This is a genomic window from Idiomarina sp. UBA4206 (assembly GCF_002383015.1).
Classification (GTDB): Bacteria; Pseudomonadota; Gammaproteobacteria; order Enterobacterales; family Alteromonadaceae; genus Idiomarina; species Idiomarina abyssalis.
Window position 1 is genome coordinate 661 of sequence record NZ_DFTS01000053.1, and the last position, 13,197, is coordinate 13,857.

Here is a 13,197-nt window from a genome sequence, read left to right on the forward strand (position 1 = left end):
ACAACAGAAGGAATTGATGTTACGGTTTCGCCTAACGTGCCAGAAACGACACCAGGCTCATTATTGTATATGATAGCGCCAACACCACCGCCGGCTTCACAAGCTTGAACCTTTTCCGCAAAGCTAATTGAACCACGTTCAATTAAGCAAATATCGCCAACTGCGTCAGCACAAGCCTGGTCGCCAATGCCGCAATCCGCTAATGCACCGGATGCATTGCCTTTAGCAGAGCCATCCATCGCTAAATTATCGTATGCAGTATTGGATACAGTAACCTCGGAACGTTCACCCATTCCGCGAGGTACTGACGATAAAACCGCAACACCAGGGCCCGACAGTTCAACCTGATTGGTTTGCTGAGAAAAAGAAGCAACTTGCTTCGCTTCGTCAACTGCAGCAACTGAGACAACCGCATCATACGACGCAGGATAAGAATGACGAGTATTACCAGCGTTGCCCGCAGCAGCAACACTCAGAATGCCTTGTGAGTCCAGGTCACCAAAAGCTCTTTCTTCGGTTTTGCTGCCACGGTCGCCGCCCAGGCTCATATTGATAACATTTGCACCAGCCGCCGCACATTCGTCAGCTGCTGCTATCAGTGAAGAGGAGTATCCCCAACCATCGGCATTAAACACTTTTACAATATGGAGGTTAATATTGCCATTTGGCAATACGCCAACAACACCCGTACCATTTGCAAGTGCGGCTATTGTACCGGCTACGTGAGTACCATGACTGTTTTCGTCGGTGTACCAGTTGCCTGTTCCCGAGTCATAGCTACCATCAACACCGGCACTTTGTAAGTCCGGGTGCCCTAAATCGTAGCCCGAGTCGATAATACAAACTTTTGTATTACCTGCAGCAGCATCCGAAACGAGATCAGCTTGGACCTGAGAAATCCCGTAGGGTTGGTTGGGTTCATACTCCGATGCCATTAAATGTCTTTTTTCATCGGCTTCTACGTATTCAACATTAGGATTATTCTTGAGCCCTTTCAGCGCGTTCGCAGGAACCGTGATTGACATCGCGTTATAGCGTGACAAATCAACGTTCTTCTGCCCGCCAGCTTTTGCCACTGCAGACTCAATTGCAGCTTTGTTACCTGGTTTAAAGGCAACAATCACTCGCTCTTTATCATTAGCAGCCTGAGCAGATGCCGCTAGGACTGAAGAACAAGCTAAAAATACGAGAGATTTTTTTGATAACAGTTTCATAATTAACCCTGTGTTTTTTATGTTTTGAATTTTCAGGGCCAACACAACGTGAGAGAATAGTTATTCTTTCGTCGGCAAAATTAAGTTGCCACAATTTGTAACAAATTGTAACCAAATTTTACACAGGTATGATAAATGACGTATCGGTCTATCGAGACTTTAAATTACGAAGCACAGCTTATTGAAAAATCTAATAAGATTCGCCAAAGCTTTAGTGAAGTTGGTATTGAAGACTTTCGCGTTTTTCCATCAGAGCCTGTCAATTACCGTATGAGGGCTGAGTTCAGGGTATGGCACGAAGGTGATGATCTTTACTACATTATGTTTAACCCTGAAACTCGGGAAAAAATACGTAAAGATGACTTTGCTCCGGGAAGCAAGCTTATAAATAGCCTGATGCAGGGGGTCATAGGCCACGTTATCGACAAACCCTTATTGAGGCATAAGTTGTTTCAGGTCGATTTTCTAACGACAAAGTCCAACCAGGCCATCGTATCACTTCTCTATCACCGCCCCTTAGAAGAAGAGTGGCAGGCTGAAGCAAAAGAGTTACATGGCTATCTTCAATCCTTTGCTGATGTTGTTCATCTAATTGGCCGGGCTCGTAAACAAAAAGTTGTTTTTGGTTCTGAATCAGTTATCGAGAATGTTCAAGTTAATGGGCAAACCTACCAGTCAATTCAGACCGAAAATAGCTTTACTCAACCAAACTCGGGTATTAACGAGAAAATGATTGAATGGGTCAGTGAGCAGGCGGGCCAAAATAATCATGATTTACTAGAGCTTTATTGTGGTAATGGAAATTTCACTCTGCCATTGGCCGGTCAGTTCAATTCGGTACTGGCAACCGAAATTAGCAAAGGCTCGGTTGCTGCAGCCCGTGAAGGGGCGCAGTTAAACGGCATCGAGAATGTTACTGTTGTACGCATGTCAGCTGAAGAGTTTAGTGCGGCTTTAAGTGGTGAGCTTGAATCAAAGCGAGCGGCTGACGCAGATATTCACAGTTTTGACTGCAAAACGGTATTGGTCGATCCGCCCAGAGCTGGGTTAGATAAAGACACCTTGAAACTGGTTTCTCAGTACCAGCGGATCATTTATATTTCCTGCAACCCAAGTACGCTAATAGACAATATTAAGGCGATATCGGCTACTCATAAGGTCACAGCGGCAGCAATGTTTGATCAATTCCCTTATACCGATCACATTGAAACAGGCGTGGTTTTAGAAAAGCACAACTAGTTTTGAGCAGGCTCTTCAGCAAGGGTAGAAAAGTTGAGCTTACGGTTTAAGCGTAGATTGGATACATGAGCGTATATAATCAGCCCGGCACCGAAGAGAATAATAATAGGTTCGCCCCAGTGGCCCAGAATATCCCGTTGAGAGTAAATAACGGCACCTAAAAGTAATAATGATAAAAGGTGCCATTTGCCATGCTTACGTGCGCCACTAATCAACGACCAGAGCCCCACAACAACACTTAGCCCTAAAATAGTATTTTCTAACGCGTCTTCACCGATAAAGGCCAACCCCGCCATAGCTAGTAGCGGCAGAATAACAGGCAGCAGCAGGCAGTGAATCGCACACAAGGTGGTGATCCAGATTCCTGCTTTATCCAAGTTTTTGGATGTTTCTGCTGACATACTTGGCAATACCTTCTTCGAAAACGCTTAGTTGTTATATTATAACATACGGAAAGAATAACCAAGGGAGATCATGAGAAATTGTTTCTAAACAGCGAAAACTTATGCTGTATCAATAGCAAAAGGCAGGACTTCACTTATTGTGTTTGCTCCACATATAATCATCAAAAGTCGGTCAAATCCCAGAGCAACACCAGAGCATGCAGGTAAACCGGAGTCTAAAGCATCGAGTAAACGGGTATCTTCAGGCTGAATCTCCCGCCCATGCCTTTCTCGCCACTCATTATCTTTTTTGAAGCGGACACGCTGTTCAGCGGCATCCGAAAGTTCGTGATAACCATTAGCCAACTCCACCCCACGGTAATAAAACTCGAACCGGCGTGCGACACGTGCATCATTGCTGTCGATTCTGGCCAAAGCAGCCTGTGACTGTGGAAACTCGGTTACACAAATTGGTCTATTATCAGGAAACTGGCTTTCAATAAGCTCGGAAAAAGCCACTTGTAGAATGGTGTCTTCGCCTGTTTCCTTTGACATCCACTCCGACAAAGAAGGACGCTCAACCAGGTGTCGCCGTATTGTATCCACACCTGCACTACTCAATGGATCCACGCCCAGATATTCAATAAAAGCTTGTTGGTAAGTGACCACTTTAGTTTCCGGTGCGCCACATAGTGACGTTAGCAGCTCAGAAACCTCGGTTATTAGCTGAACATCATCGTAACCAACCCGATACCACTCAAGTAAGGTAAACTCAGGGTTGTGAAAACGGCCTATTTCATCATCACGAACCACATGGCTTAACTGAAAAATATCTTGCCCATAAGCAGCAAGAATTCGCTTCATTGCGTATTCCGGTGATGTCTGAAGGTAGAGCTTTTTCTTTCCTGAAGGGAATGGGTGTTTGAACTCGGTTGTGAGATTATTCAGGTGACAGTCTGTGACACCGAACTGCGATAAGAGGTGCGTATCGACTTCAGTTATCTGTCGTTCATAAAAAAACTGGCGGGCTTGTCGCATTAACTCAGCGCGTTTAACAAGCACTGACCAATCCGCTGTCGGCCGCCAGTTCATCGTCATCTTAGGTTACTTCTGCACCCGGGAAACGTATTCACCTGAACGGGTATCAACTTTAATCACTTCGCCAATTTGCACAAATAAAGGTACGCGAACAACGGCACCTGTGCTTAAAGTCGCAGGCTTACCACCAGTACCAGCCGTATCACCTTTCAAGCCCGGGTCGGTTTCGGTAATCTCTAGCTCAACAAAATTTGGTGGCTGAACGTTAATAGGTTTACCTTCCCATAACGTCAAGGTACAAACATCTTGCTCAACAAGCCATTTTTCCGCTTCACCTACCGCCTTTTCATCGGCAGGCACCTGTTCAAAGGTTTCGTTATTCATGAAGTGCCAGAACTCACCATCGTTATATAAGTACGATAACTCAAGCTCAATAACATCGGCACCCTCAACGGACTCTCCAGATTTAAACGTCTTTTCGACCACCTTACCACTAATCAACTTACGGATTTTTACACGGTTAAAGGCCTGACCTTTACCCGGTTTAACCATTTCGTTTTCAACGATGGAGCAAGGCTCACCATCCTGCATGATTTTTAAACCGCCTTTGAATTCACTAGTGCTGTAGTTCGCCATAACGAGACTTTCCTTTGTAAATACCTGATGATTTGCGCGCAATAATAAAACAAATAGCGACTTTTTTCAGGTAAAATATACGCTATTTGCAGCAGCTACGGAGGCGAAGTGTCCGAGTCAGCGTATCCCATTTCTCTAAACGACCGCCCCGACTGGCAGTTCGAACTGAAGCAAGCCTACACCCGACCCGAAGATTTGCTGCGTGCACTTGGTTTAGAGCCTTCGTTGTTTTTAGGTGACATTAAAGCGAGAAAGCTATTTTCCATGCGAGTCCCCAGGCCTTTTGTTGAACAAATGAAAGTGGGGGACAGCAACGACCCTTTGCTACGACAAGTGCTCCCGTTACGCAACGAGTTTGACTCAGCACCGGGTTACAGCACAGACCCATTGCAGGAGCAGAAAGGACCGGTAGAGGGGCTGCTGCACAAATATAAAAGTCGCGTGCTACTGATATTGCAGGGGGGCTGCGCCGTAAACTGCCGTTACTGCTTCCGCCGTCATTTTCCTTATGACGAGCTAACCTTCAGTAAACGGCAGTTATCAGACACACTGAATTACATTAAAGACAACCCGGAAATCAACGAAGTCATTCTAAGTGGCGGCGACCCATTAATGGCAAATGACAAACGGCTTAAAGATCTCATTAAAGAATTTGAGCTTTTGCCACAACTTACCCGCTTACGCATTCATAGTCGATTGCCAGTTGTGATACCCTCTCGCTTGACAAGCGAGCTGAAAGATTTGCTGAGTAAAAGTCGGTTTAAAAGCGTTTTGGTTTTGCATGTGAACCACGCGAACGAAGTTTCAGAAACCTTAACTCGCACTTTAAAAGAATGGCATCACGCCGGTATACACTTATTAAACCAAAGCGTTTTACTAAATGGTGTGAATGACAATATCGAAGCTCTTACTCAGCTCAGTGAGAAGTTATTTAATGCCAGTGTTTTACCCTATTACTTACATCAACTGGATAAGGTAGAAGGCGCCAGCCATTTCGCCGTCGGCGATGATAAAGCCCAGACGTTGTGGCAACAAATGACATACGAGCTACCGGGATTCCTGGTTCCCCGCCTTGTACGCGAGCAGGCGGGGGAGCTCAGTAAAACAGCTATCATGCCGGATGGCACAAATGAATCAACAAAGGATAAATTATGAGCGACAACCTGGAAAGTGTAGAAGTTAAATTACAAGAACACCTTCAACAACTGTATCGCCAAGTTATTGATGCCGACCAATACCTTGACGATTTACGTCAACAAGGCAAAGCCAAGTTCCAGGGTGTATTCGCAGAACAAACTGTATTTGAAAGCAAAGGCAACCGTTTTCAGCCATATCTAAACGAAATTGCTGCTAACTTTGAAAAGTGGCAACAAAACAAAGACAACGAACAACAGCTGCAGTTACTGGTACAACAATTACAGTTGATGACTGAAACTCTTGCTCGCCTTAAAGCTATTCGTCAGGCTGGTTAAGTAACGTTTCTTCAAACCACTCTGTTAGCATTTCTTCTTCGAAGTACAGATCATTTCGACGTACTCTTGACGCCAGGCCATCGTAGTTAAAACTCATGTTTTTCACATTTGCCTGGCCTTCCTTCAAAACTTCTCCCGCACTACCAACCAAGCGATAATCGAATTCCATTCTGGGGAAGTCTATTTCCCGAACAATACGGACGAAATTGGAAGTTGAGCGTCCAAACGTGGGCTCAAGACGACCGGTTAGGTCAACATCTGTTACTGTAATTTCTAGCTTTTGCTCTTCAGGCAGTTTTTCGGCCAAACTTTGAAAGTGTTCAGTCAAATTGTCCATTACCTTTTGCTGATAACGATCTTTCAGGCCATCCGCAGGTCGAATATCTGTGTAACTATCAACATCTTTCCACGAAACCTCAGCCGTTCCAGCTAACGCCGAAAAACTAAAAGCTAATAAAACTGTTCCTAATATACCTTGAACACGCATGCTAATTTTCCTCCCATACTTTCGCCAAGGACACTACCATTCGGTTAGAGTACTATTTTACAAAAAAATTCCATAAAAAAAGGGAGCCGCAGTGGCTCCCTTCTTTAAACGAGCTTTGAGCGCACTACATCATGCCGCCCATACCGCCCATTCCACCCATGTCGCCGCCAGGCATACCGCCTGCGTTGTCATCTTGTGGAATGTCAGCAATCATCGCTTCAGTGGTGATCATCAGCGCGCCAACAGAAGCTGCGAACTGCAGTGCTGAACGAGTAACTTTGGTTGGATCCAAAATACCCATTTCCAGCATATCGCCATAAGTGTCGTTACCAGCGTTGTAACCGTAGTTACCTTCGCCACCGCGAACACTGTTAGCAACAACAGAACCTTCAGCACCAGCATTCATAGCAATTTGACGCAGAGGCGCTTCCATTGCACGTAATGCCAGACGAATACCTACGTTCTGATCTTCGTTGTCACCGCGTAGGTCACCTAATTTACTGGCTGCGCGAATCAAGGCAACACCACCACCGGGCACTACGCCTTCTTCAACGGCCGCACGAGTTGCATGCAACGCATCTTCAACGCGCGCTTTCTTCTCTTTCATTTCCATTTCAGTAGCAGCGCCGACTTTGATCACCGCAACACCGCCAGCTAATTTAGCCAGACGCTCTTGCAGTTTTTCGCGGTCGTAGTCAGACGTTGTGTCTTCCATCTGCTGTTTAATTTGGTTAACGCGGCCGTCAATAGCGCCATCATCACCGTTACCATCAACAACCGTCGTGTTGTCTTTAGTAATGACAACGCGCTTCGCGGTACCTAAGTCTTCCAGCTGAGTTTTCTCCAGCTCCATGCCAATTTCTTCAGAAACCACAGTACCGCCAGTCAGAACAGCAATGTCCTGCAGCATCGCTTTACGACGGTCACCAAAGCCTGGTGCTTTAACCGCTGCAACTTTAACAATGCCACGCATGTTGTTCACAACCAGAGTTGCCAGCGCTTCGCCTTCAACGTCTTCCGCAATAATAAGCAGAGGTTTACCGGCTTTAGAAACACCTTCTAATACCGGCAGTAATTCGCGGATATTAGAAATTTTCTTATCAATCAGAAGAATGAACGGGTTGTCTAATTCAACCGAACCGCTTTCCTGATTGTTAATGAAGTAAGGAGACAAGTAACCACGGTCGAACTGCATACCTTCAACAACATCCAGCTCGTCAGTCAGTGCCTGACCTTCTTCAACTGTAATAACACCTTCCTGGCCTACTTTATCCATTGCCTGAGCAATGATTTCGCCAATCGTGTGATCCGCGTTAGCAGAAATAGTCGCTACCTGAGCAATAGCTTTGCTATCGGCACAAGGCTGAGAAATTTTCTTCAACTCTTCAACTGCGGCAATAACGGCTTTGTCGATACCGCGCTTAAGATCCATTGGGTTCATACCCGCGGCTACTGACTTCAAACCTTCGTTAACAATGGCTTGAGCCAGAACGGTTGCAGTTGTCGTACCGTCACCCGCTTCGTCGTTTGCTTTAGACGCCACTTCTTTAACCATCTGAGCGCCCATGTTTTCGAACTTGTCTTCCAGCTCAATTTCTTTCGCAACAGAAACACCGTCTTTAGTGATAACTGGTGCGCCAAACGATTTATCTAATACAACGTTACGGCCTTTTGGACCCAAAGTAACTTTTACTGAGTCAGCAAGAACATTTACGCCTTTCAGCATTTTTTGACGTGCTGTATTACCAAACTTGACTTCTTTAGCTGCCATTTTTGCTTTCCTCTTAAATACGTTTATTCGGTTGTGCTAATAAGCGACTCAGGCGTCTTATTCTTCAATTGCCAGAATGTCGCTTTCGCTCATGATCAAATACTCTTCACCATCGATTTTTTCGGTTTTTACACCGTAGCCTTCGCTGAACAGCACTTTATCACCGGCTTTTACGTCAAGCGCACGCACTTCACCGTTATCCAGAATACGGCCTTTGCCTACCGCTACGACTTCACCGCGCGTAGATTTTTCTGCCGCAGAACCAGTCAGAACAATTCCGCCAGCCGATTTCGCTTCGACTTCAATGCGTTTGATAATGACTCGATCGTGTAAAGGACGAAGTTTCATTGTTGATAACTCCTCAACCTATTGTTGTTAGTGGTTAGTACCCCTAAGGGCGTGTAAAAATCATCGTGCTCATTAAATGGGGGAGGAATTTTTGTTATCAAGGGGGAAGCGCAAAAAATTTTATGGTAATTTGCCAGACTCACTGGCGCTATATGGAGGTTCTATGACTCAGCAACCCAAATTGATTTTATGCACCACAGACAGTTACTCTTCTGCGAAACAACTTGCCCGCAACTTAGTTGAGAAAAAGCTCGTCGCCTGCGTCAATATAGTGCCTAATATGACATCGATTTACTCCTGGCAAGGGCAAATACATGAAGATGAAGAGTGGCTTATGCTGATAAAATCAACCGATGAACGCTTCGGTGACATAAAAGACTTTGTCAGTGCGAATCACCCATACGATTCCCCGGAGTTAATCAGCATTAACATAGAAGACGGATTACCCGATTACCTGACGTGGATACAGGATTCAGTCAAATGATAAAACGGCTCATCTCATGCCTGATACTTTTTACCGTAGCGCTAACCTTGGTTGCGCCCGTTGCTCATGGTGTTCAATCTAACCCTTTTCAGCAACAGAATGAGTTTTTACCCGTCGATCAGGCTTTTGATTTTGATAGCGAAACTGACGGCGACAAGATCACTGTCAGTTGGGTCATCGCCCCGGAATACTACCTGTATCAACACCGGTTCAAGGTTGTGCCCTCAAATGCTGCTGCGCAAGCCCCCGAACTCCCGGAAGGAGAGTCTCATACGGACGAGTTTTTTGGCGAGTCAGTTGTTTACCGTGACTACGTTGAATGGTCTTTTACGCTGGATCCATCTTTTTCCGGTGACAGCATTACCATACTTTACCAGGGGTGTGCCGATGCAGGACTTTGTTACCCACCAACAGAAAAGCAGATAAAACTACCTACAAATGGTGGTAACAGCGACATTTCAGCACCAGCAGAGAACGCTGGTAACAGTCTTTTCGGGATAGAAGACCAACACTTAATTATCACTTTACTGTTATTTTTTGCCCTGGGTATTGGTTTAGCTTTTACTCCCTGCGTCTTTCCCATGTACCCCATCTTATCCGGTGTGGTTTTGGGCAACCGTGAACGCACCTGGAAAAACACGCTTTGGCTTTCTTTTATCTATGTACAGGGCATGGCCATTACCTATTCTTTATTAGGTTTGGTCGTCGCCTCAGCAGGTATGCAGTATCAGGCTTATTTTCAGCACCCCGTTGTACTTCTTGTTCTTGCGGCACTCTTTGCACTCTTTGCACTCAGTATGCTCGGTGCCTATACCCTGCAACTGCCCATTAGTTGGCAGTCAAAACTACAAAACCTAAGTGGTCAGCAGAGCGGCGGCAATGTTGTTGGTGTCTTTGTTATTGGAGCTATTTCAGGCCTGGTTGCATCGCCTTGCACCACAGCTCCGCTCTCAGGCGCGTTGCTTTTTATCGCGCAATCCGGCGACATTATTAACGGTGCAGCAATTCTCTATGCCTTAAGCCTGGGTATGGGTGTTCCATTAATATTGTTCGGGTTGAGCGGCGGGAAGCTTCTGCCAAAAGCCGGAGCATGGATGGTGGTGGTGAAACAGTTTTTCGGCTGGTTACTCTTAGCGGTCAGTCTATTTTTAGTAGAACGATTACTCCCCACCAGCATCAGTATGTGGTTGTGGATTTTCTATTTCATTCTAGCGGCAGTATCACTGGCAGTAGCAATCAGCCAGTCAATGAGGACTGCAACCAAAGTCACTGCAATTATTTTATTGGCTGCTATGGCTACCGCGGGAAGCTATTGGCAAGTCAATAAAGCACAGTTAGAGCAGCAAAGTCATGGCTTGTTCACCCAGGTAAGTAGCATTAACGAAATACAGCAACAAGTCGAAAATAGCGACGGCTGGGTTATGCTGGACCTTTACGCGGACTGGTGTGTTGCCTGCAAAGAGTTTGAGCAATATACCTTTTCGGATACCGGCGTTCAGGCACAATTTGAGCAATTTACACTGATTCAGGCCGACGTTACTCGCAATAACGCGCAAGACGTTGAAATTCTAAGCCGCTACCAGGTATTGGGGTTACCCACAATTCTGTTCTTTGACCCTGAAGGCAAGGAGCGAGCTGAGTATCGAGTTACCGGTTATATGAACGCTGAAGATTTTGAAAAGCATCTGGAAAAGATAGTTTCCGAGTAAACTTGTGCCTAAATGCGCTGATAAGACCAGTAAAGTGCTGCAATCTTGCTTTTTTTCCCTATAATACTGTTGTTATAGGAACCCAAACTGAAAGTTATGGTCAATTTTAATAGTTACCGTAACTTCACAGCAGATGGCGGCACAATGGCAGAACGTTTTAAAATATTGGTGCTAAATGGCCCTAACCTAAACTTACTGGGACAACGTGAGCCAGAGGTTTATGGTAGTCAAAGTCTGGATGACATCGCCCAGTCGTTAGACGCTATTGCCCAAAAGCACTCCGCTTCGCTCGATTTCAGACAGTCAAATGCTGAACATCAATTGATTGACTGGATCCAACAAGCCGCCAAAGACTCTGTCGATTATATCGTGATCAATCCAGCAGCATACGCTCACACCAGCATTGCGCTGCGTGATGCTCTGCTCGCTGTGCAAATCCCTTTTATCGAAGTACACCTTTCTAATATTTATCGCCGGGAGAGCTTCCGCCACCACTCGTATTTAGCCGATGTGGCTGACGGCGTTATCTGCGGGCTTGGCGCCCGTGGCTACGAATACGCATTACAAGCAGCTTTAAACATATTGAATAACACAGATAACTAAAGGTAGACGTTAGCATGGATATCCGAAAAATTAAGAAACTGATTGAGCTCGTTGAAGAATCTGGCGTTGCTGAACTGGAAATAACCGAAGGTGAAGAATCCGTTCGGATTAACCGTTACAGTGCGCAACCTGCGCCAATGCAGTATGCGCCACAGCCTCAACAGGCGCCTCAGCAAGCCCCGGCGGCACCGGCAAGCCAGCCAGCAGCTTCAGCGGAGCCAGCCAGCGAAGAAATTAGCGGTCATGTTGTTCGTTCGCCTATGGTTGGAACTTTCTATGAAGCACCATCGCCTGATGCCAAGCCATTTGTCACTGTAGGCTCTCGTGTTAATGCTGGCGAAACACTGTGCATTATTGAAGCCATGAAAATGATGAACCAAATTGAAGCTGACAAGTCCGGTGTCGTTAAGCAAATTTTAGTAGACAACGAAGAGCCAGTTGAATTTGATCAACCTCTGTTTGTCATTGAATAAAGTAACCGCAGGAATTTGTCATGTTAGATAAAGTGGTCATTGCCAACCGTGGCGAAATTGCACTGCGCATACTGCGAGCCTGTAAAGAGCTCGGCATTAAAACAGTGGCAGTTCACTCGACGGTTGATAGAAATTTAAAGCACGTTTTACTTGCTGACGAAGCGATTTGTATTGGTAAAGCGCCAGCAAACGAAAGCTACCTGAATATCCCACGTATTATCAGCGCCGCTGAAATTACCGATGCTGCGGCCATCCATCCGGGCTATGGTTTTCTTGCTGAAAACGCTGACTTTGCCGAGCAGGTGGAGCAGTCCGGGTTCATCTTTGTTGGCCCAACACCTGATCTCATTCGCCTTATGGGTGATAAAGTGTCAGCCATTAAAGCCATGAAGAAAACCGGCGTTCCCTGCGTACCAGGCTCCGACGGCCCACTGCCCGAAGATCCCGAAGAGTGCATGAAGATCGCCAAGCGCATCGGCTACCCAATTATTATTAAAGCAGCAGGCGGCGGTGGTGGTCGCGGTATGCGAGTTGTACGAAACGAAAGCGAATTGCTTAGCTCTATTAGTATGACTCAGAACGAAGCTCGTGCAGCGTTCGGCAACCCTGTTGTTTATATGGAAAAATTCCTTGAGAACCCTCGCCATGTTGAAATTCAGGTTCTGGCCGACGGTCAAGGTAACGCCATTCATTTAGGTGAACGTGACTGCTCTATGCAACGTCGTCACCAGAAAGTCGTTGAAGAAGCGCCAGCTCCCGGTATTACTCCGGAGATGCGCAAGTTCATTGGTGAGCGTTGTGCGAAAGCTTGTGTAGAGCTGGGTTACCGCGGTGCTGGTACCTTTGAGTTTCTGTATGAAAACGGCGAGTTCTACTTTATTGAAATGAACACGCGTATTCAGGTTGAGCATCCGGTTACTGAAATGGTCACAGGTATCGACTTAATTAAAGAGCAGTTGCGCATAGCGGCAGGCCGCCAACTATCGATTAGTCAGGAAGATGTCGTTATTCGCGGTCATGCGGTTGAGTGCCGCATTAACGCCGAAGACCCTGATACTTTTACACCATCTCCCGGTACCATCACTCGTTTCCATTCTCCGGGCGGCTTTGGTGTTCGTTGGGACTCACACGTTTACGCCGATTACAAAGTACCGCCTAACTATGACTCAATGATAGGTAAACTGATTACTTACGGCGAAAACCGCGATATTGCTATAGCCCGTATGCGTAATGCTTTGAGTGAATTAATCATCGAGAACATTAAAACGAACATTCCTCTGCAAAAATCGATTATGGCAGACGAAAACTTCCAGCACGGTGGTACCAATATTCACTACCTT

15 protein-coding genes are annotated in these 13,197 nt (G+C 45.9%); 8 read left to right on the forward strand and 7 right to left on the reverse strand.

From position 1 onward, the window contains the following. A partial coding sequence (locus B3180_RS11025) for a S8 family serine peptidase (RefSeq protein WP_286844518.1) occupies window positions 1-1,214 on the reverse strand: 1,214 nt, incomplete at its 3' end. 135 nt (window positions 1,215-1,349) lie between these two features. On the opposite strand from B3180_RS11025, the gene trmA reads away from it, so the two are divergent. Next, complete coding sequence (trmA, locus tag B3180_RS11030) at window positions 1,350-2,453, forward strand: tRNA (uridine(54)-C5)-methyltransferase TrmA (protein ID WP_278358837.1); 1,104 nt, start codon at window positions 1,350-1,352, stop codon at window positions 2,451-2,453. Here trmA and B3180_RS11035 read toward each other — a convergent pair. The 3 genes from B3180_RS11035 to efp all read right to left on the reverse strand — a co-directional run bounded on the left by B3180_RS11035 (window position 2,450) and on the right by efp (window position 4,510). Then, window positions 2,450-2,854: a MerC domain-containing protein gene (locus B3180_RS11035; RefSeq protein ID WP_222235839.1), complete on the reverse strand. Its 405-nt coding sequence runs from the start codon at window positions 2,852-2,854 to the stop codon at window positions 2,450-2,452. The two genes, trmA and B3180_RS11035, sit on opposite strands and share 4 nt — an antisense overlap. A gap of 102 nt (window positions 2,855-2,956) precedes the next feature. Beyond that, entirely contained in the window at window positions 2,957-3,934 is a 978-nt protein-coding gene (gene epmA, locus B3180_RS11040; RefSeq protein WP_286844521.1) for an elongation factor P--(R)-beta-lysine ligase, read from the reverse strand. 6 nt (window positions 3,935-3,940) lie between these two features. Further along, window positions 3,941-4,510 carry an elongation factor P gene (efp, locus tag B3180_RS11045; RefSeq protein WP_011235502.1) on the reverse strand — a complete coding sequence of 190 codons (570 nt, stop codon included), beginning with the start codon at window positions 4,508-4,510 and terminating at the stop codon, window positions 3,941-3,943. A 108-nt stretch (window positions 4,511-4,618) separates the two neighbouring features. On the opposite strand from efp, the gene epmB reads away from it, so the two are divergent. Next, on the forward strand, window positions 4,619-5,665 hold the full coding sequence (gene epmB, locus B3180_RS11050; RefSeq protein WP_222235841.1) for an EF-P beta-lysylation protein EpmB: 1,047 nt from the start codon (window positions 4,619-4,621) through the stop codon (window positions 5,663-5,665). Then, window positions 5,662-5,982, forward strand: coding sequence for a primosomal replication protein PriC (priC, locus tag B3180_RS11055; protein WP_222235842.1), 321 nt, complete (start codon window positions 5,662-5,664; stop codon window positions 5,980-5,982). The genes epmB and priC overlap by 4 nt, the downstream gene beginning before the upstream one ends. On the opposite strand, the gene B3180_RS11060 is transcribed toward priC, so the two are convergent. The 3 genes from B3180_RS11060 to B3180_RS11070 all read right to left on the reverse strand — a co-directional run bounded on the left by B3180_RS11060 (window position 5,963) and on the right by B3180_RS11070 (window position 8,588). After that, window positions 5,963-6,469, reverse strand: a complete 507-nt coding sequence (locus B3180_RS11060; RefSeq protein WP_222235843.1) for a DUF3016 domain-containing protein — start codon at window positions 6,467-6,469, stop codon at window positions 5,963-5,965. The two genes, priC and B3180_RS11060, sit on opposite strands and share 20 nt — an antisense overlap. A 124-nt stretch (window positions 6,470-6,593) precedes the next feature. Beyond that, window positions 6,594-8,240 (reverse strand): chaperonin GroEL, encoded by a 1,647-nt coding sequence (gene groL / locus B3180_RS11065; RefSeq protein ID WP_054491322.1) that lies wholly within the window; start codon window positions 8,238-8,240, stop codon window positions 6,594-6,596. A gap of 57 nt (window positions 8,241-8,297) precedes the next feature. Further along, the gene (locus B3180_RS11070) at window positions 8,298-8,588 is read right to left on the reverse strand and encodes a co-chaperone GroES (protein WP_054491321.1); all 291 of its coding nucleotides are present in this window, start codon (window positions 8,586-8,588) and stop codon (window positions 8,298-8,300) included. Window positions 8,589-8,751: 163 nt separating this feature from the next. Here B3180_RS11070 and cutA point away from each other — a divergent pair, with 163 nt between their 5' ends. The 5 genes from cutA to accC form a co-directional block, all read left to right on the forward strand. Continuing rightward, window positions 8,752-9,072: a divalent-cation tolerance protein CutA gene (gene cutA, locus B3180_RS11075; protein WP_273021611.1), complete on the forward strand. Its 321-nt coding sequence runs from the start codon at window positions 8,752-8,754 to the stop codon at window positions 9,070-9,072. Then, entirely contained in the window at window positions 9,069-10,781 is a 1,713-nt protein-coding gene (locus tag B3180_RS11080) for a protein-disulfide reductase DsbD (protein ID WP_273021610.1), read from the forward strand. Before cutA ends, B3180_RS11080 begins: the two co-directional genes overlap by 4 nt. A gap of 144 nt (window positions 10,782-10,925) precedes the next feature. After that, a complete protein-coding gene (gene aroQ, locus B3180_RS11085; RefSeq protein ID WP_054491329.1) occupies window positions 10,926-11,384 on the forward strand; it encodes a type II 3-dehydroquinate dehydratase in 459 nt (152 codons plus the stop codon). Window positions 11,385-11,398: 14 nt separating this feature from the next. Continuing rightward, complete coding sequence (accB, locus tag B3180_RS11090) at window positions 11,399-11,857, forward strand: acetyl-CoA carboxylase biotin carboxyl carrier protein (RefSeq protein WP_054491318.1); 459 nt, start codon at window positions 11,399-11,401, stop codon at window positions 11,855-11,857. Window positions 11,858-11,877: 20 nt separating this feature from the next. Then, on the forward strand, window positions 11,878-13,197 hold a 1,320-nt coding region (accC, locus tag B3180_RS11095), incomplete at its 3' end, for an acetyl-CoA carboxylase biotin carboxylase subunit (RefSeq protein ID WP_286844528.1).